The sequence below is a fragment of the Fredinandcohnia quinoae genome, assembly GCF_022427965.1.
In the GTDB taxonomy this organism is placed as follows: Bacteria; Bacillota; Bacilli; order Bacillales; family Bacillaceae_L; genus Ferdinandcohnia; species Ferdinandcohnia quinoae.
Window position 1 is genome coordinate 1 of the sequence record NZ_JAKTTI010000001.1, and the last position, 25,343, is coordinate 25,343.

General features: G+C 36.0%; 21 protein-coding genes. 2 read left to right on the forward strand and 19 right to left on the reverse strand.

Features of this window, described 5'->3' with window-relative positions; translation table 11 throughout:
• Nucleotides 1–94: 94 nt before the first annotated feature.
• Nucleotides 95–2,101 carry a transketolase gene (gene tkt, locus MJG50_RS00005; RefSeq protein WP_240251595.1) on the reverse strand — a complete coding sequence of 669 codons (2,007 nt, stop codon included), beginning with the start codon at nucleotides 2,099–2,101 and terminating at the stop codon, nucleotides 95–97.
• 262 nt (nucleotides 2,102–2,363) lie between these two features.
• On the reverse strand, nucleotides 2,364–2,594 hold the full coding sequence (locus tag MJG50_RS00010; RefSeq protein ID WP_240251597.1) for a DUF896 domain-containing protein: 231 nt from the start codon (nucleotides 2,592–2,594) through the stop codon (nucleotides 2,364–2,366).
• A 370-nt stretch (nucleotides 2,595–2,964) separates the two neighbouring features.
• On the opposite strand from MJG50_RS00010, the gene lexA reads away from it, so the two are divergent.
• On the forward strand, nucleotides 2,965–3,588 hold the full coding sequence (lexA, locus tag MJG50_RS00015) for a transcriptional repressor LexA (protein WP_240251599.1): 624 nt from the start codon (nucleotides 2,965–2,967) through the stop codon (nucleotides 3,586–3,588).
• Between the two features lie 120 nt (nucleotides 3,589–3,708).
• Here the strand turns inward: lexA and glnA are convergent, their stop codons facing one another.
• The 3 genes from glnA to MJG50_RS00030 form a co-directional block, all read right to left on the reverse strand.
• The gene (gene glnA, locus MJG50_RS00020) at nucleotides 3,709–5,043 is read right to left on the reverse strand and encodes a type I glutamate--ammonia ligase (RefSeq protein ID WP_240251601.1); all 1,335 of its coding nucleotides are present in this window, start codon (nucleotides 5,041–5,043) and stop codon (nucleotides 3,709–3,711) included.
• A 17-nt stretch (nucleotides 5,044–5,060) separates the two neighbouring features.
• Nucleotides 5,061–5,462, reverse strand: a complete 402-nt coding sequence (locus MJG50_RS00025) for a MerR family transcriptional regulator (protein ID WP_240251603.1) — start codon at nucleotides 5,460–5,462, stop codon at nucleotides 5,061–5,063.
• Nucleotides 5,463–5,560: 98 nt separating this feature from the next.
• Nucleotides 5,561–6,841: a methionine gamma-lyase family protein gene (locus tag MJG50_RS00030; protein WP_240251605.1), complete on the reverse strand. Its 1,281-nt coding sequence runs from the start codon at nucleotides 6,839–6,841 to the stop codon at nucleotides 5,561–5,563.
• Nucleotides 6,842–7,036: 195 nt separating this feature from the next.
• On the opposite strand from MJG50_RS00030, the gene MJG50_RS00035 reads away from it, so the two are divergent.
• On the forward strand, nucleotides 7,037–7,660 hold the full coding sequence (locus tag MJG50_RS00035) for a trimeric intracellular cation channel family protein (RefSeq protein ID WP_240251607.1): 624 nt from the start codon (nucleotides 7,037–7,039) through the stop codon (nucleotides 7,658–7,660).
• 21 nt (nucleotides 7,661–7,681) lie between these two features.
• Here the strand turns inward: MJG50_RS00035 and spoVK are convergent, their stop codons facing one another.
• From spoVK to rny, 14 genes are all read right to left on the reverse strand, one after another.
• Nucleotides 7,682–8,626: a stage V sporulation protein K gene (spoVK, locus tag MJG50_RS00040; protein ID WP_240251609.1), complete on the reverse strand. Its 945-nt coding sequence runs from the start codon at nucleotides 8,624–8,626 to the stop codon at nucleotides 7,682–7,684.
• A 339-nt stretch (nucleotides 8,627–8,965) separates the two neighbouring features.
• Entirely contained in the window at nucleotides 8,966–9,190 is a 225-nt protein-coding gene (gene hfq / locus MJG50_RS00045; RefSeq protein ID WP_240251611.1) for an RNA chaperone Hfq, read from the reverse strand.
• Between the two features lie 70 nt (nucleotides 9,191–9,260).
• Nucleotides 9,261–10,226, reverse strand: a complete 966-nt coding sequence (gene miaA / locus MJG50_RS00050; protein WP_240251613.1) for a tRNA (adenosine(37)-N6)-dimethylallyltransferase MiaA — start codon at nucleotides 10,224–10,226, stop codon at nucleotides 9,261–9,263.
• A gap of 149 nt (nucleotides 10,227–10,375) precedes the next feature.
• Nucleotides 10,376–12,235, reverse strand: coding sequence for a DNA mismatch repair endonuclease MutL (gene mutL, locus MJG50_RS00055; protein WP_240251615.1), 1,860 nt, complete (start codon nucleotides 12,233–12,235; stop codon nucleotides 10,376–10,378).
• A gap of 37 nt (nucleotides 12,236–12,272) precedes the next feature.
• A complete protein-coding gene (gene mutS / locus MJG50_RS00060) occupies nucleotides 12,273–14,864 on the reverse strand; it encodes a DNA mismatch repair protein MutS (protein ID WP_240252310.1) in 2,592 nt (863 codons plus the stop codon).
• A gap of 112 nt (nucleotides 14,865–14,976) precedes the next feature.
• Entirely contained in the window at nucleotides 14,977–15,519 is a 543-nt protein-coding gene (locus MJG50_RS00065) for an outer spore coat protein CotE (RefSeq protein ID WP_240251617.1), read from the reverse strand.
• 267 nt (nucleotides 15,520–15,786) lie between these two features.
• Nucleotides 15,787–16,218: a YlbF/YmcA family competence regulator gene (locus tag MJG50_RS00070; protein ID WP_240251619.1), complete on the reverse strand. Its 432-nt coding sequence runs from the start codon at nucleotides 16,216–16,218 to the stop codon at nucleotides 15,787–15,789.
• Entirely contained in the window at nucleotides 16,219–17,751 is a 1,533-nt protein-coding gene (gene miaB / locus MJG50_RS00075) for a tRNA (N6-isopentenyl adenosine(37)-C2)-methylthiotransferase MiaB (protein WP_240251621.1), read from the reverse strand.
• 342 nt (nucleotides 17,752–18,093) lie between these two features.
• Entirely contained in the window at nucleotides 18,094–18,960 is an 867-nt protein-coding gene (locus MJG50_RS00080) for a 2-oxoacid:ferredoxin oxidoreductase subunit beta (RefSeq protein WP_240251623.1), read from the reverse strand.
• A 1-nt stretch (nucleotide 18,961) separates the two neighbouring features.
• A complete protein-coding gene (locus tag MJG50_RS00085; RefSeq protein ID WP_240251625.1) occupies nucleotides 18,962–20,698 on the reverse strand; it encodes a 2-oxoacid:acceptor oxidoreductase subunit alpha in 1,737 nt (578 codons plus the stop codon).
• A gap of 350 nt (nucleotides 20,699–21,048) precedes the next feature.
• Nucleotides 21,049–21,972: a dipeptidase gene (locus MJG50_RS00090; protein ID WP_240251627.1), complete on the reverse strand. Its 924-nt coding sequence runs from the start codon at nucleotides 21,970–21,972 to the stop codon at nucleotides 21,049–21,051.
• A gap of 93 nt (nucleotides 21,973–22,065) precedes the next feature.
• Nucleotides 22,066–22,326, reverse strand: coding sequence for a stage V sporulation protein SpoVS (gene spoVS, locus MJG50_RS00095; protein ID WP_009330666.1), 261 nt, complete (start codon nucleotides 22,324–22,326; stop codon nucleotides 22,066–22,068).
• 213 nt (nucleotides 22,327–22,539) lie between these two features.
• Complete coding sequence (locus tag MJG50_RS00100; RefSeq protein WP_240251629.1) at nucleotides 22,540–23,334, reverse strand: TIGR00282 family metallophosphoesterase; 795 nt, start codon at nucleotides 23,332–23,334, stop codon at nucleotides 22,540–22,542.
• A 91-nt stretch (nucleotides 23,335–23,425) separates the two neighbouring features.
• Nucleotides 23,426–24,988, reverse strand: coding sequence for a ribonuclease Y (rny, locus tag MJG50_RS00105; RefSeq protein ID WP_240251631.1), 1,563 nt, complete (start codon nucleotides 24,986–24,988; stop codon nucleotides 23,426–23,428).
• Between the last annotated feature and the right edge of the window lie 355 nt (nucleotides 24,989–25,343).

The window sequence follows — 25,343 nt, forward strand, 5'->3', positions numbered from 1 at the left end:
CCAAGCCTGTAGTGGACTTTCACCACCGAGTATTCGCCCATGCAGGGCGCACAAAGGAAAGGAATCACTTATTGTGATTCCTTTTACCTACAAATTATTCACTTACTAATTTTTTCACTCGGTTTACAACATTTTCAACTGTAAATCCATATTCGCTCATTACCTTTTCACCAGGAGCAGATGCACCAAATTGAGAAATACCTAAGACATCTCCTTCATCACCAGTATATCTTTCCCAACCAAGTGGAGATGCCATTTCGATACCAAGACGCTTCTTCACGTTCCTAGGGATAACGGATTCTTTATATTCCTTTGATTGTGCTTCAAAACGATCCCATGATGGCATACTTACAACCGAAACATCAATATTTTCATTTGCTAGTACTTTTTGTGCTTCAACCGCAAGGCTTACTTCTGAACCTGTTGCCAAAAGTAATGCGTCAGGTTGCTCTCCCTTAGCTTTAGAAATAATGTATGCGCCTTTTTGCACACCTTCATAGGCATTTACATCTGTACCTGCGATTGTAGGTAGATTTTGACGTGTCAACACTAGTGCTGTTGGTGTTTCTGTTGATTCTAAAGCTGTTCTCCATGCAGCGGCAGCTTCATTTCCATCAGCTGGACGGATTACCGATAGATTTGGCATTGATCTTAATGATGGTAATTGTTCGATTGGTTCATGTGTAGGACCATCTTCTCCCACTGCAATACTATCATGGGTAAATACATATGTGACTGGTAATTTCATTAATGCTGCTAGACGAATAGCAGGTCTTACATAATCAGAGAACACAAAGAATGTTCCACCGTATACTTTTACTCCACCATGAAGGGCCATACCATTTAATGCAGCACCCATTGCAAATTCACGTACACCAAACCATATATTACGACCGCTATAGTCAGCTGGGGTATAGTCAGCTGCACCTTTGATCATCGTATTATTTGATCCTGCTAAATCAGCAGATCCCCCGAAAAATTGAGGAATACGTTGAGCAATTGCATTTAATGCTTCACCTGATGATGCACGTGTTGCTAAACTCTTACCCTCTTCGTAAACAGGTAATGATTTTTCCCAGCCTTCAGGAAGCTTGCCTTCTATCACCATTTCTAGTTGAGCACCAAGCTCTGGGAAGTTCTTTCTGTAACCGCCGAACATTTGTTCCCATTCGTTTTCTTTTTGTATCCCTGCTTGTTTGATGGCAGTATCGAAATGGACATATACCTCATTCGGAACATGGAAGTCTTGCTCGAAAGTCCAATTGTAAGCTTCTTTCGTTAGCTTTGTTTCTTCTAGGCCTAGAGGACTTCCGTGAACCTTAGAACTCCCTGCTTTATTTGGAGAACCATAGCCAATTGTCGTTCTTACTTCAATCATTGTCGGTCTATTCAAATCATTTTTTGCTTCAGCGATAGCTTTGTCAATCGCATCAACATCATTACCATCTTCAACTCGAATGTATTGCCACCCATAGGATTTATAGCGTTGTTCAATTGATTCAGAGAACGAACGATCTAGATCCCCATCTAGTGAAATATCATTAGAATCATATAATACAATTAATCGTCCTAGCTTCAAATGACCAGCTAATGATGAAGCTTCACCCGATACACCTTCCATTAAATCCCCATCACCGCAAATACTATATGTGAAATGATTGATTATATCATAGGATTCTTTATTATATACTCCAGCTAAGTGACGTTCTGCCATCGCCATTCCTACAGCCATTGAAATCCCTTGTCCAAGTGGTCCTGTCGTGGCATCTACACCTGCAGTGTGTCCATATTCAGGGTGACCTGGGGTTCTACTTCCCCATTGACGAAATTCTTTGAGATCTTCTATTGAAAGATCATAACCAGATAAATGAAGCATGCTGTATAAAAGCATCGACCCATGGCCCGCCGACAATACAAAACGATCACGATTAAACCACTTTGGATTGTTCGGATTTTGGTTCATATGCTTCGTCCATAATGCATAGGCCATTGGTGCAGCACCCATAGGCATTCCCGGGTGTCCAGAGTTTGCTTTTTCAATTGCATCAATCGATAAAGTACGGATAGAGGCAATTGAAAGATCAGTAATTGAATGAGTCATTAGATAACATCCTTTCAATAGTTACTTATGTATAACTATTATCATATAGCGTGTCAATCAAATGTACAACATTAAAACAAAAAAACAAAGGTATTTATAGCCTTAAATCATACTGGATTAGTTTATTACCTTCTATTAAAGTATATACAAAAAATCATTCATGATCTTTCACACTGATTCTCACTATTAAATTTCAGTTCAAATAAATTGAGAATACAAAACGTTTCGTAAAAAAAAGAATACATAGCACAGTATGTATTCCTTAATGTAATCGTTTTTGTTTGCTTTCCTTTAATTTGGTTGGTGTTACATCGTTACCTTCCGGGTCAACAACCTTTACTGAATGAAGTGTGTTTGTCATCGAATTTCTAAAGACTTTTAAGTACTCCTGTCTTAATTCCTGTTGCTCTATTTTCTCTGCCTCTGTAAGCCCAGTTGATTTTGCTTTTTTTGATAAAATATTGATTCGATCTATTTTTTCTTTTGGTAGCATTGAAAAGTTCTCCTTTTATTATGATTGGAACATTGTTCATCGTACTAGAAGAAAAAATATTATACAAGTTTTTCGCTTAAGACTTATTATTAACCGAAATTAATCACCTATACTAATGGCTTAAATTGCTGAAGCAAAAACCATACCCAAGCTTAACAAAACAAATAATACATAATATATAAAGTCACTTTGTAGTTTTTTCATCATCTTAAATAACCTCCAACAGAATGTTTGTTCGTATTTATTTGTTTTTATTATAAAGCGAACAAACGTTTCGTGTCAAGCATTAATTCGAACTTATGTTTGTATTTGTTTGTTGAACATGCTATAATCTATGTAAATAAGGCAGAGGCAAGGAGTTGAAGCGGAGATGACAAAACTTTCAAAGAGACAGCAAGATATCTTAAACTACATAAAAGATGAGGTAAAATTAAAGGGCTATCCACCATCCGTTAGAGAAATTGGAGAAGCAGTAGGACTTGCTTCAAGTTCAACAGTACATGGGCATTTATCAAGACTCGAAAATAAAGGACTAATAAGAAGAGACCCTACAAAACCTCGAGCGATTGAAATCTTACACGCGGATGCAGAGGATCAAATACCTAAGAGTAAGGTTATAAATGTTCCAATTATCGGTAAGGTTACTGCGGGTCAACCTATCACTGCTATAGAAAACATCGAAGAGTATTTTCCACTACCAGACCGATTTGTTTCGCCAGATGATCACGTCTTTATGCTTGAAATCATGGGAGATAGTATGATTGAAGCAGGAATATTAGATGGTGATTTGGTAATTGTTAGACAACAGCAAACTGCAAATAATGGGGATATTGTAGTAGCAATGACCGAAGAAGATGAGGCCACTGTGAAACGCTTTTTTAAAGAAAAGGATCATATTCGACTACAGCCTGAAAATTCACTACTTGAACCAATTATCTTAAATAACGTATCTATTCTCGGAAAAGTTGTTGGTGTATACAGAACCGTACACTAAAAGAATGAATAAGAAAGCGGGTATTTCCATTTTCGGAAAATACCCGCTTTCTATATTTAAAAGATAAGAAAATTATGCGAATTAATGGCTAGCGCAAGTGCTTAGACGCTTGCGCATTTCTTAATAAGTCGTCATATACTGTTCGCGTTCCCAAGGGTGGACTTGCTTACGGAACATATCCCATTCAATTTCTTTCGCTTCAATAAAATGTTCAAATAAATGATGACCTAGCGCACTCGTAATTATTTCATCATCCTTTAATTGTTCAAGTGCTTGTGCAAGTGTTGCAGGAAGGTCGTTAATTCCAGCTTCAACACGTTCTTGTTTACTCATAACATAAATATTTCGATCTACCGCTGCTGGTGGGACAAGTTGATTCTTCACTCCATCAAGCCCTGCAGCAAGTAACACAGCCATTGCTAGATAAGGATTTGCAGCAGGATCTACACTTCGCACTTCAACCCGCGTACTTAACCCACGAGAAGCAGGAATTCGTACAAGTGGGCTTCTATTTTGCGCAGACCATGCTACATAGCATGGAGCTTCATAGCCGGGTACTAGTCGTTTGTATGAGTTAACAGTTGGATTCGTAACAGCTGTAAAGTTAGGAGCATGCTTTAAAATCCCTGCAATAAAATGAATAGCAGTTTCACTTAATTGGCGATCACCATTCTCATCAAAAAATACATTTTCACCATTTTTAAATAATGATAGATTACAGTGCATCCCAGAACCTGCTACACCAAATAATGGCTTTGGCATAAATGTGGCATGTAGTCCGTGTTTACGGGCAATCGTCTTAACTACTAACTTAAACGTTTGAATATCATCACAGGCTTTAATTGCATCTGCATATTTGAAATCAATTTCATGTTGTCCAGGTGCTACCTCATGATGAGATGCCTCAACCTCAAACCCCATTTCTTCTAACTCTAATACTATATCACGGCGACAGTTTTCACCTAAGTCGGTTGGTGCTAAGTCAAAATAACCACCGTTATCATTTAATTCCAGAGTTGGATTACCTTTTTCATCTAATTTAAATAGGAAAAATTCAGGCTCAGGCCCAAGATTAAAATCAGTAAATCCTAATGCTTCCATTTCCTTAAGCATTCTCTTAAGATTATTACGCGGATCACCTTCAAAAGGAGTTCCATCTGCATTGTAAATATCACAGATTAATCGTGCAACCTTCCCCTTTTCAGCAGTCCATGGGAAAATTACCCAAGTATCCAAATCTGGATATAAGTACATATCTGATTCTTCAATACGGACAAAACCTTCAATCGAAGATCCATCAAACATCATCTTATTACTTAATGCCTTTTCCAACTGGCTAATTGGAATTTCAACGTTTTTAATTGTTCCAAGAATATCTGTAAATTGGAGACGAATATACTTTACATTTTCCTCTTTTGCTAAACGAAAAATATCCTCTTTTGTAAATCTACTCATTTTTAACCCTCCTGATGTTAATGAAAGAATCTTGTCATATGACCCGGTCTTGAATCTGGCTTGTTGAAACGGCCTGCATCAATCAATTCTGACCGAAGCAATTTCCTTAATTCTGCATTTGATAAATCTTCCTTAGCAGACACTTTTTGTTCTTCAAACTTCCCACGTGCTTGTTCATCTTTCATAGAAAGGATTTGTTTTATACCTGCAAGGTTAACCTTTTGTTCAAGCAAACTCTTTATTTCTAAAAGTCGATCAACATCATAAAAAGAATAATGTCTACGATTACTTTCAGTCCTTGCAGGAAAAATTAAGCCGTGTTCTTCATAATAGCGGATTTGCCGAGCAGACAACTCTGTTAGCTGCATGACGATTCCTATTGGAAACAGCGGCATCGAACGTCTAACTTCGTCACTCATTACAGCTCCTCCTTTACTTTATTTTCTTATTTTAAGCGATGTTAGATATTCTGTCAAACTCATGTTAGGTTTTCTTACATGAAAAAAAGAAGGAATTTTTATCCTTCTTTTTTCATTACAACTAATCCTTTAGACAGTAAAAAGTTTATAGCCAAGCAAACTGCAATTTTCACATGCGAATAGGTCAGCCCACCTTGAACATATGCTACAAATGGGGGTCTTGTAGGACCATCCGCTGTAAGCTCAATACTCGCTCCTTGAATAAAAGTTCCCGCTGCCATAATCACATCATCTTCATAACCAGGCATATAACTTGGATACGGAGTTACATGAGAATTAACAGGTGATGCAAATTGAATCGCTTGACAGAAAGCAACCATCATTTCCTTATTTTCTAGTTGAACCGATTGAATAAGATCTGTACGTGGACTATTCCACTTTGGATATGTATTAAACCCTAATCTCTCCAATATTGCCGCTGAGAAAATAGCGCCTTTAAGCGCTTGTCCCACAACGTGCGGAGCCAAGAAGAAGCCCTGATACATTTCCTGTAATGAATAAAGTGATGCACCTGCTTCTGCACCAATACCTGGTGATGTTAGTCGATATGAACAAGCTTCAACCAATTCTTTCTTACCTACGATGTAGCCACCAGTTTTCGCTAATCCTCCGCCTGGGTTTTTAATTAAAGAACCCGCTATCAGATCTGCTCCAACATGACAAGGTTCACTCGTCTCTACAAACTCACCATAACAATTATCAACAAACACAATACAATCAGGTTTGATTTCTTTGACGAAATCAATCATTTCCTTAATTTCCTTGATTGAGAATGATGGTCTCGTCGCATACCCTTTCGAACGTTGAATACCAATCATCTTCGTACGTTCATTAATCGCGGCCTTAATTGCAGGAAAATCTGGTTTCCCTTCATTTGTTAAATCTACAGTATTATAGTCAATGTGGAATTCCTTCAAAGAGCCATTTCCACTACCTCTTATTCCAACAATTTCCTCTAACGTATCGTATGGCTTACCTGTAATATACAGCAATTCATCATTTGGCCGTAAAATGCCAAATAATGCAATTGATATTGCATGGGTTCCTGAAATAATTTGTGGTCGTACAAGTGCTGCTTCTCCACCTAATACTTCAGCATAAACTGCTTCTAGTGTATCTCTACCATTATCATCATACCCATAGCCGGTAGATGGATTAAAATGAGTATCACTTACCTTATTTGTTTGAAAGCTCTTTAAAACACGATATTGATTATAATCAATCTTTTTATCTATTTCTTGATGTATCGAGCTAATTTGCGCTTCAGTTTCTTCAACAAGTGTTTTTATTTCATTTCCAAATTCCATATCAGTATACATATGCTTCCCCTTTATTGTTTTTCATCAAAATGATTATGCTCCTTCTTCGGAACGTAATATTCTATGATATCATAACAAAATTATATAAATATAACCAATATTGATAATATGAATAATTTTGTATTGTACAGTTCGTTATTTGTGTATAAAATCATATTGAACCAACATGAATTACGTAATTGAAGGAGAAGTATGATGGCGTGGGAAGTATTAGGTATTATCGGAACTTTTGCCTTTGCTATTAGTGGTGCACTTATAGCAATGGAAGAAGAATATGATATATTAGGAGTTTATATTTTAGGAATTGTTACTGCATTTGGCGGAGGAGCCATTCGAAATTTATTAATCGGTGTCCCTGTCTCCGAGCTTTGGAAACAAGGACCACTTTTTCTAATTGCACTTTTTTCAATTTCTGCGATTTTTTTATTTCCTAATGTTCTAATCAAACATTGGAATAGATGGGGAAATTTCTTTGATGCAATCGGTTTAGCAGCATTTGCCATTCAAGGAGCCCTTTACGCAGTTAACATGAATCATCCAATAAGTGCAGTTGTCGTAGCTGCAGTATTAACAGGAAGTGGTGGTGGTATAGTCCGTGACCTTCTTGCAAGGAGAAAGCCATTAGTGTTACGTTCAGAAATATACGCGGTATGGGCAATTGTAGCTGGACTTGCGATTGGGTTGGGACTTTTTCAATCAACATTCGGATTATATAGCTTATTTATTATTATTGTAATCCTAAGAATGCTCTCTTATATTTATGACTGGAAACTACCAACAAAACCAATTCATATTAATCAAAATAAGCAACAAATGTAAGAGCCGCCTTTAAAGCGGCTCTTATTCTTTTAATACTAAATCCTGTGTTCTTATCAATACTAATTCTTGACGAGCAAACGTATCATCAATTAACAACCTCATAGCTTGAGAACGAATTGATTTCTCAATAATATTCCTAACGTAACGGCCATTACTAAACGTCCCAGGTTTTGCATCAATTTTGGCGCTCAACAAATGATCCCGCAATTTCCGTTCTGCATCAGGACTGAAGCTGTATTCTCTTTCAGTCATCATTTTTTGTGATATTTCCATTAATTGATCAACCGTATAATCAGGAAAATCAACTACTAACGGAAATCTCGAATATAATCCCGGATTCAATGATAAAAAATGATCCATTTCACTGGAATATCCAGCTAAAATAAGTACAAATTCGTGTTGCTTATCCTCCATATGTTTTACAAGTGTATCAATCGCTTCTTTACCGAAGTCTTTCTCTCCACCACGAGCAAGTGAATACGCTTCATCGATAAAAAGGATGCCACCTAATGATTTTTTAATCAAATCTCTTGTTTTCTGGGCTGTGTGTCCAATATACTCTCCAACTAAATCCGCTCTTTCAGCCTCAATCAAATGACCCTTCGACAACACATTCATTTGTAAAAACAACTTTCCTAATAGGCGAGCAACGGTTGTTTTTCCCGTACCAGGATTTCCCTTGAACATCATATGCAAGGCTTGTTTTCCTGCCTTTAACCCTAGCTCTTCACGCTTTTTATTAATATAAATCCATGCGTATACCTCTTTGACCATTTTTTTCATTTCTTCCAAACCTATAAGGGCACTCATTTCATCTTCAATTTCTTTTAGGGCTGCGTGCTTCGTTTGTACCCTTGTTGTAATTGGCTCGATTGTGGAGGAATGCAATACTTTTAATTTCTTCTTTTCCCCATTTAAAATAACATTTATTTGCCCGTTATTTTTCATTGTAATTGGTTGATCCAAGAGCTCTCACCTCTCATTCTTTTCCATTATACGTAGAAGGATATTTTTTTGTGACAAAAGCCCAAGGAATTAAGAAAAGCGCAAGCGCCTTGGTCAGTCCCGACAAGCAAATGTTCTGAGGCAAAAAAGTCGCTTTATGACTTTTCTTGCCTCAGGTTATTTGACCTCGAGGGACTAGGCGCTGGAGCTAGACATTTATGCGAGGAATTAAAATGCCTTCTTGCCATTTAAAAATCGAATAATCATTTCCCATAAATCTATTATATGTTGCAAAATATAAATCTTGAAAAAAAATAAAAACAACCTACTATAAAGTAAGTTGTTTTATTCTTATTCTTCCTATTCAAGCTCAAGTTTAATATTTTTTTGTGGTGAAAAAGTCGAAATAGCATGCTTATATATAAGCTGTTGTTTACCTTCAGTCTCCAATAGTACCGTAAAGTTATCAAAACCTTTTACAAGTCCTCTTAATTGAAAACCGTTCAACAAAAATACCGTAACAAATGTTCCATCTTTTCTTAGCTGATTTAAAAATTGATCCTGGATATTAATAATTTGCTTCATCATACTGTCCTCCTCTATTTTCGTACCCACATACTGGGTGATTAACTATTTTCAAATTTTTATCCTCTTACTATCTATTCTCTGTAATTCCCAGCTTTCCTGCAATATATTTATAAATTTCCTTAAACTTTTCTTCACTGTGTAAATTGTCACCCATTGTAAACCATTGAACATTCATTTTATTTCGAAACCATGTAAGCTGCCGCTTCGCATATCGTCGCGAATTTTGTTTGAGTTGCTCTACTGCGGTTTCGAGGGTAACTTTTCCTTCAAGATAACTATAAAGCTCCTTGTAGCCAATGGCCTGAATGGATTGACAGTCCTTTAAGCCTGATTGATACAGGGACGAAACTTCATTAAGAAGTCCTTGTTGCATCATTATATCAACACGTTTGTTGATCCGGTTATATAAAATTTCTCGATCCATCGTTAGCCCAACTATTGCCAAGTCATAAAGTTCTTCCACTTCTTGCTTATCTATATTTTCAGAGATTGTTGTTCCAGTTGTATGTATAATTTCCAATGCTCTAATTAACCTACGAATATTATTAGGATGAATTCGTTTAGCACTTTCAGGGTCTAATTTTTTTAATTTATCGTAAAGAACTAAAGCACCACCATCAGCAATTTGTTGTTCTAGTTCTATTCGGAATTTTGGATCTGATGCTGTATCTGTAAATTTGTAGTCATAAATAACAGATTGAATATATAGTCCTGTTCCACCTACAATCATTGGAAGTTTTCCGCGTTCATGGATTTTTTGAATACACTCTCTAACAAGCGTTTGAAATTCAGCAACCGAAAAGGGATCCTCTGGATTTCTAATATTAATTAAATGATGTGGGATACCTTCCATTTCTTCTTCGGTAATTTTCGCTGTTCCAATGTCCATACCTCGATAGATTTGCATTGAATCTCCGCTAATAATTTCTGCATTTAATTGTTTAGCTAGCTTAATGCTTAACTGGGTCTTACCTACAGCAGTTGGGCCAATTAGTACAACTAACTTCTCTCTATTTAATTCATTACTGCCCAATAGATCACTACCTTTACATCTTTTTCTTTCTATAATAGTACCATAGAAAATAAGATGACCACCAAACTATTATATCCAAAACGATAGAGAAAATAACAAATTTTTGTTAATTAATAGTAAGCTCGCCAAATGGCGAGTTTACAAATTAATTACATGACCCGTTTAAACATTTTCTCCATCTCATACGTTGAATAATGAATTAAAATTGGTCGACCATGAGGACAAGTAAAAGGATCAGATGTTTTTCGTAAAGTCTCTAATAACGAAAAAATTTCATCATTCCTTAAATGTCGATTTGCTTTAATTGATGCCTTACAGCTCATCATAATAGCTGCTTCTTCTCTTAGTTTCTTAATATCTATTTTTTTAGTATTGAGAACCTGTTCAATAATTTCTTCAATAATGGTCTTTTCTTCACCAAGCGGAAACCACTGTGGATGTGACCTAACAATATAACTGTTATGACCGAATGGTTCAAGGAATATACCAACCTGTTCGAGTAATTCTCTATATGAATCAATTAAAATACACTCATCTGTTGCATACTCCATAGTTATCGGAACTAATAACTCTTGTACCTCAGAAATAACTTGTCCAACCTTTTCCTTAAAAAATTCATACTTTATTCTCTCTTGTGCTGCATGCTGATCAATTATATATAGCCCATTTTCATTTTGAGCGATTATATATGTTCCGTGCATCTGTCCTATTGGATACAAAACAGGTATTCGTTCATTATTATGAACTTGATGGACCTGAGAATTAACTACTTCATGAGGGAGATCCAAGCTGGGAATCTCTTTTTCTATCTTTGGTTCGAGCTGTATGATCGGTTGCTCAACTTCCTTATCAATTTTTATTTCTCGATAAGGTTCAGTTTGTCTTGGTATTTCTTTAATCATACTATTGTCATTGTAGGCAGGCTGATATTTTTCTGTCTCAGGCCTATGTTGAAATGTAAAAGACTGTTGCTCCGTTTTTTCAACTTCCTTTTTTGGAGAAAACGATATTTCAGGAATTAATTGTTTATCTTTAAATAAATCTTTAATTCCTGATTCAATTAATTGATTCAACTCATGCTCTTTACTAATACGAACCTCTAACTTTGCCGGATGTACGTTCACATCAACTAATAGTGGGTCCATTTTAATATTTAATAAAACAATTGGATGGCGACCAATAGGAAGTAAAGTATGATAACCTTGTTGGATCGCCTTAACTAAAGGATAATTTTTTATAAAACGACCATTAATAATCGTTGAAATATAGTTTCTTGATGCCCTCGTTACTTCAGGCATTGAAATATAGCCTTCAATCGTAAAATCTAATGAATGTAAATGAATCGGAACCATTTTCTTTGCGATTGTTAATCCGTAAATAGCTGTAATGACTTGTCTAACATCCCCGTTGCCACTCGTATATAACAGCTTTTTCCCATTATGCAGTAATTGTAAGGAAATTTCAGGATGTGCAAGTGCGATACGATTCACAGTATCAGTAATATTCCCAATTTCCGTGTGTACAGTTTTCAGATATTTCAATCTAGCCGGGGTATTAAAGAAAAGATTTGAAACTGTTATATCAGTACCTTTTCGACTACTCGTCGATTTTTGTTCAATGAGTACCCCACCTTTTAACTTCAGATGAGTGCCTGAGTTGTCTCCAGTGCTTGTTTTCATTTCTAACTCAGAAACAGAGGCAATACTCGGCAATGCCTCACCTCGAAACCCTAATGTTCGAATTCGAAATAGATCATTTTCATCCTTGATTTTACTTGTTGCATGGCGGTGAAAGGCATTCAAGCAATCCTCACTATCCATTCCTTCACCATTATCAATAATCCTAATCTTGGATAAACCCGCTTCCTCTATCTCGATTTCAATAATCGTACTACCTGCATCAATCGCATTTTCAACTAATTCTTTAACAACTGAAGCAGGACGTTCAACTACTTCACCTGCTGCTATTTTATTAGATAGGAGATCATCTAGCTGTATGATTTTACCCATTCACTCACCTCATTTCTAGGGAATACATATACTCATGTTAAGATTTCAACTTTTTTTGAATTTCGTAGAGCTTATTTAATGCTTCAATTGGTGTTAGATCAAGAATGTCAATTTCTTTAATCGAATCTAACAATTGCTTTTCTTTATTCGATATACTCAAAGCTTCTTTTATTACTGTTCTATCTTCACCAAAAAATGATAATTGGCCAGTATCAGGTGTATGATCTAATCTTACATTTGTTTTTGGCTGTTGTTCATTTTGCTCAAGCTTGTCCAAGATTTCGCGAGCACGGTTAATTAATTTTATAGGGAGCTCTGCAAGCTGTGCTACATGGATTCCATAACTTTGATCTGCTGCGCCTTCCTTTATTTTATGGAGGAACACAACCTTTTCATTCTCTTCAATTGCACGAACGTGGACATTTATTAAGTTAGTCAGTTCATTTTCTAACTCTGTCAGCTCGTGGTAATGCGTTGAAAACAAAGTATGTGCACCAATATGCTGATGAATGTATTCTATGATTGCCTGAGCCAATGCCATTCCATCATATGTTGATGTACCACGGCCAATCTCATCAAATAGAATCAAACTATTTTCAGTCGCATTTACAATTGCATTTTTAGCCTCTAACATTTCTACCATGAAAGTACTTTGTCCGGATATCAAATCGTCCGCAGCACCAATTCTTGTAAACACTTGGTCATATATAGGAAGTACTGCTTCAGTTGCAGGCACAAAACAACCAATTTGAGCCAGAATAGCTGTGAGAGCAACTTGGCGCATATACGTACTCTTACCCGACATATTCGGACCGGTAATAAGTAGAACCGAACGTCCTTCCTTCATAAGACAATCATTTGGCACGTATTCTTGAGAATTCATAACTTTTTCTACAACCGGATGTCTACCATCTCTTATAAAGATTTCATTTTTTGAAAATACCGGTTTGCAATAATGTCTCTCTTCACTGACAGTGGCAAAGCATTGTAATACATCCAATTCAGCTATAATTTTTGCAAGCGATTGTAGTCTTGGTATATATTCCTTCACCTGCTCACGAATATCGATAAAAATATCATATTCTAATTGAATACTTTTCTCTTCAGCTTCTAATATAAGTGTTTCTTTTTCTTTCAATTCAGGTGTAATATATCGTTCTGCATTTGCCAACGTTTGTTTTCGTTCATACATTCCTTCTGGCAATAGATGAAGATTTGCTTTTGTCACTTCAATATAATAGCCAAATATCCGATTATAGCCTATTTTTAGCGACTTAATTCCTGTCTTCTCTCTCTCCTCTTTTTCGAGGGAAGCAATCCAAGTCTTGCCATTTCGACTTGCATAACGATATTGATCGAGTGTTTCATTATAACCATCATTAATAATATCACCATCTTTAATAGACAATGGTGGGTTTTCCTTAATCGATTGTTCAAGAAGATGTGTTAGAGACTCACATAAATCCATTTTTTCACTTAAAGATTTTGCATAGGGATGTTTCAAATCATTAACCAGCTTATAAATTTCAGGTACTTGCATTAACGATTTTTTTAATTGGATTAAATCCTTCGCATTCACATTACCGAAGGCAACCCTTCCTGCTAGCCTCTCTAAATCATATACTTCTTTTAATAAATCCCTTAGTTCCAGACGTTCAAAGTATTGATCAAGGAATGTTTGCACCAAATTTAAACGCGCTTCAATATCAGCTTTATTTAATAATGGTCGATCAACCCACTGTTTCAATAGCCTTCCACCCATAGCTGTCACAGTTTGATCCAGCAGCCATAATAAGGAACCTTTCTTACCTTTACCACGAATTGTTTCTGTTAGTTCAAGATTACGCTTTGAGAAAAAATCTATTTTCATAAACTGATTAACAGAATAAACTTTTACAGGTTGCAAATGGGACAAAGATCTTTTTTGCGTCTTAATTAAATACTGCAAAAGTCTCCCGAATGTAACCTTCAATTTCTCATCATCTAATTGTTTGACTAACATGATGAATGATTCATTAATATCGTTCAGATCTTCAAATGAAATAGTCACATTACATCTTTCTATTATTTGCTTTTGAATATCTTCTTCCAATGATGAAGAGACGACAACCTCTTTAACACCATTCGCATAGATCTCACCAAAAACATCCTCTATATTCTTCGAAAGGAGTGTTACTCGATTTTCTCCGGTTGTTAAATCTGTTAAGGCAATTCCATACGTATCATCTGGAAAGGATGAAATTGAAGCAAGAAAGTTATTTTCTTTTTCAAGAAGAGATTTCCCTTCCATCACAGTTCCAGGGGTGATTAACTGGACAACTTCCCTTCTAACAACACCCTTTGCCTGCTTAGGGTCTTCAGTTTGTTCACATATAGCTACCTTATACCCTAGATTAACTAGTTGTTCTATATATCCTTGGGCAGCATGATAAGGAACACCACACATCGGAATTCGCTCACCAATTCCACCTTCACGGCTTGTTAATGTAATCTCCAATGCATTTGAAGCTTGAACTGCATCTTCAAAAAACATCTCATAAAAATCACCGAGTCTAAAAAATAAAAAGGCATCTTTGTAATCTGCCTTTATCGCTAAATATTGCTGCATCATAGGCGTATATTCTGCCATCTTAATCCCCCAAAAATCTTTCATTCTTTCAATATTATATCATAACTGACAGAATCATGCCTTCGTGATAATAACAGAAAAAAACTAGGAAGTGATCCCTCCTAGTTCATACCTATTCCTCTAAATCCCCTACTAAAAAGTCTGGATTTAAATCTTCAAATTCATCATCATCGACATCCCAATCTTTGTCATCATCATAACAGCCTTCAGGATTCACAGCGACACAAACCTTTGTTTCACCAATCACTTCTGCAAGATACTCTCTCTCCACTTGAACAATAATTTTGTTACCATTCGGGGAAATAGTAGCCTCCAAGCAATTTGGTTGTTGTAATACATCTACTACTATGTCGCAATGGTCACCAAATGAATTTTCATCTCGATACTTTAACTTAATGCAATCTGTGTATTTTACAGTTTCCGTAGCTACATCTGTTTTCGTATTATTATTGTAAGAATACCACACGTTCACATCGTAACTTCCATGTACCTCTACGGTATTACCTGATTTCTTCGCCTCATAAACATGGTTTATGATCCAACCTCCAAGAATGCTTGTTGGGCTATGTGATGGAGAAATCGTGTTTGTAGATTGTGTAAACTTACGTCCCTTACCTATTACAGCTTTAGTGATAATCTCTCTGTATTCAGACATTCGAACAAACCCTCCTCAATCAATCTTCAATTCATCCTATGCGGGACATTTGACTAGTGTGCGAGTATTTTTGAAGATTCATTTTTAAAACCGTGAATCAATGTAGAACTTTATAATTCATTGTATGCACAGAAGCCCATTTATGTACCTCTTTTCAAATTTCAGAAGAAAAATTCAATAAAAAAAAGCAAAAGCATCTATACGCCTTTGCTTGTTTTTATGTCTAGCTCCCACATCTAACCTCTCAAGGTGCGTTCACTTTTCCTTTTAATGACAGCCACATCCACTGTCATTTGCTAATTTAGAACCAGTTTCACCTTTTAATAAATCGCCGCCAGTTGAACGAATGATTTCATTCGTAACATTGTTTGAAATGGTATGTGCGATTAATTGTAATAAATCATTGATTTCTGTTTGAGAATTCTTAAATTCTTCAACAATAGGAATACTATCAAGCTCTGCTTGAAGTTGTTCAATTTTAGAATCAACCTTCTTTAAAGCTTCTTGTTTTCCGTAATGTTGAAAGTTAACTGCCTGCTTTTGTAAGCTTTTAATACTTGCAATCATTTCTTTTACTTTTTGATTTTCATTAATTTGTGCTTCTGCTCTCTTAAAAAAATCTACTTCTTCTGTTTCAGCAATCATTTTTGCAAGCTCTTCTGCGCGTTCTACAATTTGCTCTTTTGTATATTGTGCCATTTAATTCACCTCTACCGCTTCTTCTATCATTTCTCCATCAAGTGACCAAGTTTTTGCTTGAGTAATTTTAACCTTCACAATCTGACCGATTGCTGATTTAGGTCCTTTAAAGTTTACTAATTTATTTTTACTCGTATAGCCTGCTAATACTTCAGGGTTATTTTTACTTTCCCCTTCAACTAACACTTCAACTATTTGGTCTTGGTATGCTAAATTTTTCTTTGCAGACAGTTCGTTTACAACAGCATTTAGACGTTGTAAACGTTCTTTCTTAACTTCCATCGAAATATTATCAACCATTCCAGCAGCAGGAGTACCCTCTCGTGGTGAATAGATGAACGTGTAAGCTGAATCAAATTCTACTTCACGATATAAGGAAAGGGTCTCTTCAAATTGTTCATCTGTTTCATTCGGAAACCCAACGATAATATCTGTTGTAAATGAAGCATTTGGTATTCTTTCCTTCATTTTGCGAACAAGCTCCAAGTATGATTCACGTGTGTACTTGCGAGCCATAAGTTTCAATACAGCTGAACTTCCGGATTGAACAGGTAGGTGAATATGCTCCATTAAATTACCACCCTTAGCAAGGACATCAATTAAATGATCATCAAAATCACGTGGATGACTAGTCGTAAATCGAATTCTTGGAATATCGATTTTACGAAGTTCTTCCATTAAATCACCTAATCCATATTTCGTATCAGCAAAATCTTTACCGTAAGCATTCACATTTTGACCTAAAAGGGTAATTTCTTTATAACCTTGTCTTGCGAGGTGACGTACTTCCTCAATAATGTCCTCTGGACGGCGACTACGTTCTTTCCCACGGGTATATGGAACAATACAGTACGTACAGAATTTATCACAGCCGTACATAATATTAACCCAACCCTTAATATCACCTTTACGAACTTTAGGTAGGTTTTCAATGATATCGCCTTCTTTTGACCATACCTCAATCACCATTTCTTTACTAAACATTGCTTCCTTTACAATATGTGGTAAGCGATGAATGTTATGCGTTCCAAAAATCATATCAATAAATGGATGCTTTTGAAGGATTTTATTAACTACTGACTCTTCCTGCGACATACAGCCACAAACACCAATTAATAGATCAGGGTTTTTGATTTTCAAAGGTTTTAAATGTCCAATCTCACCAAAAACCTTATTTTCAGCATTTTCACGAATTGCACAAGTATTTAGCAATACGATATCTGCATTCTCAGCTTTATCTGTTGGTTCATAGCCCATTTGCATGAAAATGCCAGCCATAATTTCAGTGTCATGTTCGTTCATTTGACAGCCATATGTTCTAATTAGAAACTTTTTGCCCTTACCAATTTCCAACATATCATCAGGAATTGAAAATTCACCTTCTAAATAATTTACTTCTTCTTTACCACGTTTCTTAGCATCTTTTAAAGAAGGTGGTTGATATACCGCTTGAAAGTATTGGCTGTAGTCCTTACTGGATTTTTTGTCCGAAGACTCTACTTGTGTACTTTCAAGGCGTTGTTTCTCATTCATGTTTAATCTCCTTCCTTACTTAAAACTATTGCCCAATTAAATAGTATAAAGTCTATATCATATTAAAACAATAAAATAAGTAAATTGTAGAAATTTGTACAATGTTTTTCAATCTATCATTATGGTTTAGCCCAAGTTTATTTTATCATTGTGCTATCAACGAGTAAAGTTTCATACAAATCAAATGCGCCTTGGCGTATTTGCGCTCAACTTTATTCAGTCAGGGTATGAACCCCACTGAATTGGAAACTGATTTGCATTCATCTCAAAACTTATAGAAGTGGGAGACTTCTGCTGAATAAAGTTAAACCCTATTGAGGTATCCTCAATAGGGTTAAGGGATTACATAAACTCTGCTACTAATTTATTGAACTTATCTTCTTCTAACTCTAATTCAGTATGAACAAGTGGTGTTTCACTATATCCATGAACAAGCTCTTGATATGATGGTTTCTCTAAATTTTGATAGATTAGTCCAGTCACTAAACCATTATGCTCCATCAAAGTTTGCATCGCTTGATTACGATTATTAGGATTGTAACCATCTATATCGCTAAGCTTTGTGAGATTTTCTTTAAACCAGTCATATGTGTTTATTTTATTATAAGTAACACAAGGACTGAACACGTTAATTAAAGAGAATCCTTTATGGTTAATTCCAGCTTCAATTAGTGCAGTCAAGTCTTTAAGATCTGTTGAAAAACTTTGAGCTACAAAGGTTGCACCAGCAGTTAGAGCCATTTCCATTACATTAAGAGATGATTCAATTGAACCCTTTGGTGTACTTTTTGTTTTAAAGCCCATTTCACTACGTGGTGAAGTTTGACCTTTTGTTAATCCATAGATTTGGTTATCCATTACAATGTATGTGATATCGATATTACGGCGAATTGCATGAATTGTATGACTCATACCAATTGCATAACCGTCGCCATCTCCACCCGATGCGATAACCGTTAAATCACGATTTGCCATCTTCACACCTTGTGCGATAGGTAAAGATCTTCCATGGATTCCGTGAAATCCATATGCATTGATATAACCTGAAATTCGGCCAGAACATCCAATACCAGAAATAACAGCCAAGTTGTCCGGTTCAAGACCTACGTTAGCAGCAGCACGTTGAATTGCAGCTTGTACTGAAAAGTCTCCACATCCAGGACACCAGTTTGGTTTTACATTATTTCTAAAATCCTTAAATGTTGCCATTTTAGAACAACTCCTTACATTTTGTGTGAATTTCATGAGGTAGGAACGGATTACCGTCGTATTTTAAGAAACTAGTAATCTTCTCTGCATGTCCTACATTCATTTTCATAATGTTTGCGAGCTGACCAGTAGCGTTATTTTCAATAACGAGTACTTTTTTGGCTGATTTTACTAACGGCAACACTTCTTCACTCGGGAATGGATGTAAAAGACGGATATGTGCATGGTTCACTTTCACACCATCTTTTTCAAGACGTCCCATTGCTTCCTCAATTGTACCGCGTGTTGAGTTAAAGCCTACAATTAATACATCTGCTTCTTCATGCTTAGCGTCCTTATGAACAGGAGTATTAAATTTAATATTGCTTACTTTTCTAAAGCGCTTATCCATTTGGTCTTTACGATTACTAGCCACTTCAGATGGTTTACCTTGTTCGTTATGTTCTACACCAGTAACGTGATGGATTCCATTTTTTACACCTGGAACAACACGTGGTGATATGCCATCTTCGGTTACTTCATAGCGTTTAAAGTATTCTTTATTTTCTAATTCCGGCAAATCTTGATCAATGTTCAGTTTACCACGTCTAATTTCAATCTTACTGTAATCTAAAGGTTCAACAGTTTGTTTACCAAGAGATAATTGTAAATCAGTTAATAAAATGACTGGACATTGATATTCTTCAGCTAAATTTAATGCTTCAATTGCATCATAAAAAGCTTCTTGAACTGTACTTGGAGCCATAACAATCTTCGGTATTTCTCCGTGAGTACCATAAATCATTGCCATTAAATCAGATTGTTCTTGTTTTGTTGGTAATCCAGTACTTGGACCTCCACGTTGTGTATCAACAATAACAAGAGGAATTTCTGTAATTCCAGACAATCCAATTGCCTCCATCATCAATGATAAGCCTGGTCCAGCAGAAGCAGTTAGTGTACGAACACCAGCATAGTTAGCGCCGATTGCCATCGTACATGCAGCAATTTCATCTTCAGTTTGGATAACAGTTCCACCATATTCAGGTAGCTTCGCAATTAAATATTCCATAATTTCAGATGCAGGCGTTATTGGGTATGCAGGCATAAATCTTGCACCGCCAGCTAGGAATCCCATTGCAATTGCATCATTTCCAATCATAAACATTCGCTTATTACCATCAGCTTTTTCAAGCTTCATTTTTATGTCTTCAGTAAGTTGTTCTTGTAAGAACTCTGCTCCAGCTTTAATAGCCTCCATATTCTTTTCAACAACTTGTTGCCCTTTTTTCCCAAATATTTCATCAACAACATTCAAATACACATTAAGGTCAATATCTAATAATGAACTTGTCGCACCAATAGCAACCATGTTTTTCATTAGAGATGTACCTAGCTCAGTTGCCATTTCAGTAAATGGAACCGAATACATAATCACCTTCGTGTTCTCTGGAATGGTTGGATTAAATTTAGAATCTGCTAAAACAACCCCGCCATCACGTAATTCATGAAAATTAAAATCGATAGTTTCTTGATCAAAAGCTACTAAAATATCAAGATCGTCGGAAATCGAACGAACCTTTGTTGTACTTACACGAATTTTATTGTTCGTATGGCCACCCTTAATTCGTGATGAAAAGTGACGATACCCGTATAAATAGTACCCTAACCGATTAAGAGCAATCGAAAAGATTTCCCCTGTGCTCTCAATTCCTTCCCCTTGTTGTCCGCCAACTTTCCACGAAAGTTGATTGATCATGTGTCTTACACCCCTTTGGAATACGTTCATTTATGAATTTTTATACGTATATAAGTGTAGCACTATTCCAACTAAATCACTAGAAATTAACTTACTACTTTCAAAATTTATAAAATATAGATTAATGATGATAAATAATGTTTGGAATATATTATTTTAATCATTTAAAACCTAAAATTATGAACTGAAACTTCAAGTTTCCTATTAACTGTTGGATATGTACTAAACGCTTTCAATTCTAGACCTAACACAAAAAAAATGCAAGCCTTATAAGTCAAATATTGCCGAAAAAGAGAATATTTTTTAACTTTTTCTAAAACTATTATAATTCCCTATTTTAATTAGGATTATTAACGTGGAAAATGCTCTAAAAAGTTTTCAAATAGAAACCTTCTAACTTGTCTTTCCGAGTAATAATTTAGCAAGCAATTCACGAGTGCATCGTACTTCGCATACCGCTCCAATCCATATGTTGTCTCTGTTATCCCATCAAAATCAGATCCAAAACCTAGATTATACTCACCACCTAATGCGCAAATAAAATCAATATGCTTCAAAACATCTCGAAGAACAGCCTCTTCATCATTTCTTAAAAACTGAGGAACAAATGTAACCCCAATCATTCCATTTTTCTTAATTAAACATTGTATTTGTTCATCATTTAAGTTACGTGGATGATTACACAATGTATAAGCATTCGAATGTGAGGCTATTGGATATTCAGCCAACTCCATTACATCCCAGAAGCCTTTAATTGAAAGATGGGAAACGTCAGTCCATATACATGAACGATTAAGTTCATTGACCACCTCTTTACCAAAGCACGACAATCCTCCACCGCGATCTTCTAATATCCCATCTGCAACACTATTTGCATAATTCCATGTTAGTCCAACAGCTGAAACACCTAATCTAAGTAATGTTTTTAACTTTATGAGACTGTTATCAATCGCATCACAGCCTTCTAACGTTAGAATAGCTCCGATTTCCCTATCCTTTAATGCTTTTATATCGTCTTTAGTCTTAACGACCTTCAAAAATGGTGATGGAGCAATCACTTTCTGATAAAAAATATCTATCATCTCTAAGGCAACCTCGAAACGACTTTCCGGTCTTACTTGTTCCGGAATATAAATTGCGAAGCATTGAACTTTACTACCCGATTCCACTAATTGTTCATACGTGATATGTAGTTTTTGTGAATTTGAAAATAAAATGGTTGGATCCAACCATATTTTATATATGACATCACAATGTGCATCAAATATATTCATATTCTCTATACTCCTTATTAATAAGTTAAACAAAAACACCTGTTTGTCCGATTATAGACAAACAGGTTAATTTAAATTAAAGAAAAGAAATTTTCACCGCGGTTCAACAATTAATTTTATCGCAGTTCTTTCCTCACCATCAATTAGAATATCAGTAAATGCAGGAATACAAATAAGGTCCACTCCACTCGGTGCCACAAACCCTCTTGCAATTGCGACTGCCTTCACTGCTTGATTCAATGCTCCTGCCCCTATTGCCTGAATTTCCGCGTTTCCTCTTTCACGTAATACACCAGCTAGTGCACCAGCTACAGAGTTAGGGTTAGATTTTGCTGAAACTTTTAATATTTCCATTCCTAGTTTCCTCCTTGTTCTTTACAATGTATCTTGAGTGTTCGTTAGAACCTTTTACGAAAAAATTTATCCCATAGATACTATATTCACTAGTAACACTAAGTATTCCTGCACATTTTTAATCTTTTTTCTAAAAATTCCAAAATTAATTTTGAAAACTGACAAAAAAAAGCTGCTACCTAGGGTAACAACTATTTTAATTATCTATTTTTTTTAGTCGAAAAAAGGGTGATCATCATTAATCAAGATTCGTTCAATGCTCTTTGCTGTTCCACTTTTTTGATCAATGTCTATTAAAACAGCACTTAACTGGCTCCTACCTTCTGCAACCTCAAAGCGAACCGGCAGAGCAGTTAGGAACCGTTTGATGACTGCATTTCGATCCATACCTAGTATTCCATCATATGGACCGGTCATCCCAACATCGGTAATAAATGCCGTTCCCTTCGGTAATATACGATTATCAGCTGTTTGAACATGTGTATGTGTTCCTACTACAGCCGTTACTCTTCCATCCAAATACCAGCCCATTGCTTGCTTTTCACTTGTTGCTTCACCGTGAAAATCAACAAAAATAATGGAAGTTCTTTTCTTCGCTTCCTCAATTAACTTATCTGCCTTTTCAAAAGGGCAATCGAGTGGGGGAAGGAAGGTTCTACCTTGTAAATTAATGATTGCAATTTCTTGACCAAGTGATCTGCAAAAAACCATTCCTTTTCCAGGAGTATTTGTAGGAAAATTTGCAGGTCTAACTAAGTAATTTGCTGAATCAATAAATTCAAATATATCTTTGTTATCCCATGAATGATTTCCAAGTGTTACTGCTTGTGCACCAGCCTCGATAAAACCATTATATATTTTTTGGGTAATACCTCTACCACTTGCTGCATTCTCCCCATTAATAATTGTAATATTAGGATGAAATTTAGCTTTTAGCTTGGGTAAATATTCGGAAATCATATTTCTACCTGGGGATCCAACTACATCCCCAATAAATAATATTTTCATTATTCGAGCCCCTTATTGGATATATATTCAATAAATTATATTAACATAATTATTATATAGTCAAAAGAAAAAAAGTGGTCTAATGACCACTTTATTTTGCATATTCAACTGCTCTTGTTTCACGAATAACGGTAACCTTAATATGTCCTGGATAATCTAACTCTTCTTCAATTCTCTTTCGAATATCACGAGCAAGTCGATGAGCATTCAAATCATCAATCGTATCTGGTTTTACCATAATTCGTACTTCACGGCCTGCTTGAATAGCAAAGGATTTCTCTACACCTTCATATGATTCAGAAATCTCCTCTAGCTTCTCAAGTCGACGGATATAGTTCTCAAGTGTTTCACTTCTTGCACCAGGTCTAGCAGCAGATAAAGCATCAGCTGCAGCAACCAATACTGCGATAATCGATGTAGGCTCTGTATCACCATGGTGGGAAGCAATACTATTAATCACAATAGGATGTTCTTTGTATTTTGTAGCAAGTTCAACACCAATTTCAACATGGCTTCCCTCAACCTCATGGTCAATCGCCTTGCCAATATCATGAAGTAAGCCTGCACGTCGTGCCAAAGTTTCATCCTCACCAAGCTCGGCAGCCATTAAGCCAGCCAAGAAGGATACTTCTGTTGAGTGTTTTAAGACATTTTGGCCATAACTTGTTCTATATTTCAAACGACCTAATATCTTAATTAAATCAGGATGCAGCCCATGAACGCCAACCTCAAAGGTTGTTTGTTCACCAACTTCGCGAATGTATTCATCAACCTCACGTCTTGATTTGTCAACCATTTCTTCAATCCTTGCTGGATGAATACGTCCATCCTGTACAAGTTTCTCTAGGGCAATTCTTGCTGTTTCACGACGAATTGGATCAAATCCAGATAAAATAACTGCCTCAGGTGTATCGTCAATGATGAGATCAATACCAGTCAAGGTTTCGAGAGTCCTGATATTCCTTCCCTCTCTTCCTATGATACGACCTTTCATCTCATCATTTGGTAGATTCACTACAGAAACAGTTGTTTCTGCAACATGGTCAGCTGCACATCTTTGTATCGCAAGTGAAAGAACTTCTTTTGCTTTCTTATCAGCTTCTTCCTTTGCACGATTTTCTGCATCTTTAACCATTAAGGCAACGTCATGTGAAAGCTCATTCTCTATACGCTCGAGGATAATATGTTTCGCTTCCTCACGCGTTAAGTTAGAAATACGCTCTAGCTCAACTTGTTGTTTACGTACCATCTCTTCCACTTTGCTTTCCATCTCTTCAATATGCTGTTGTCTTTGAACGAGAGAATCATCTTTCTTTTCTAACATTGCTTCACGCTTATCTAATGTCTCATCTTTACGATCAAGATTCTCTTCTTTTTGCAATAAACGATTTTCTTGTTTTTGTAGTTCGCTTCTTCGATCACGAATTTCTCTTTCCGCCTCTGTACGAAGTTTATGAATTTCATCCTTTGCCTCTAAAAGAGCTTCCTTTTTTAATGAATCTGCCTCACGATTAGCATCATCAATAATCTGTTCAGCAGCACTTTTAGCACCAGCTATTTTAGCTTCGGCAATGGATTTACGAACAAAAAAGCCAACAACTGCACCGACGATTAGGCCAAGCAAAGCGGAGATAATTGCAATGGTAATGTTCATCATTTCACCTCCTCTTGCTATGAACTTTTCTTGCTAGATCAAAATGTCGGCATGTACATTGTTATGTTTCAATATACAGCACAAAGGCTTTTTAAGCTAATCAGATTCTAAAATAATGATCCGAAAGCATAAGAATATACTTCGGGTCTGAATAGCAAAAGCTCACCAGATCCGAGTTTTGCTTTACGTATTAATTCTAACAAAATGTAAAATATACATTTTTATTGTAAATGTGAGATTTTTTATTGTCAAGGCCTGTCACATATTAGGTTGCATATTAATGGTAAATTCGAGGGATTTTTGATCGAAACTTCTGATTTTTTTGGTGCAAATAACAGCGAATGAAGAAAAAAGA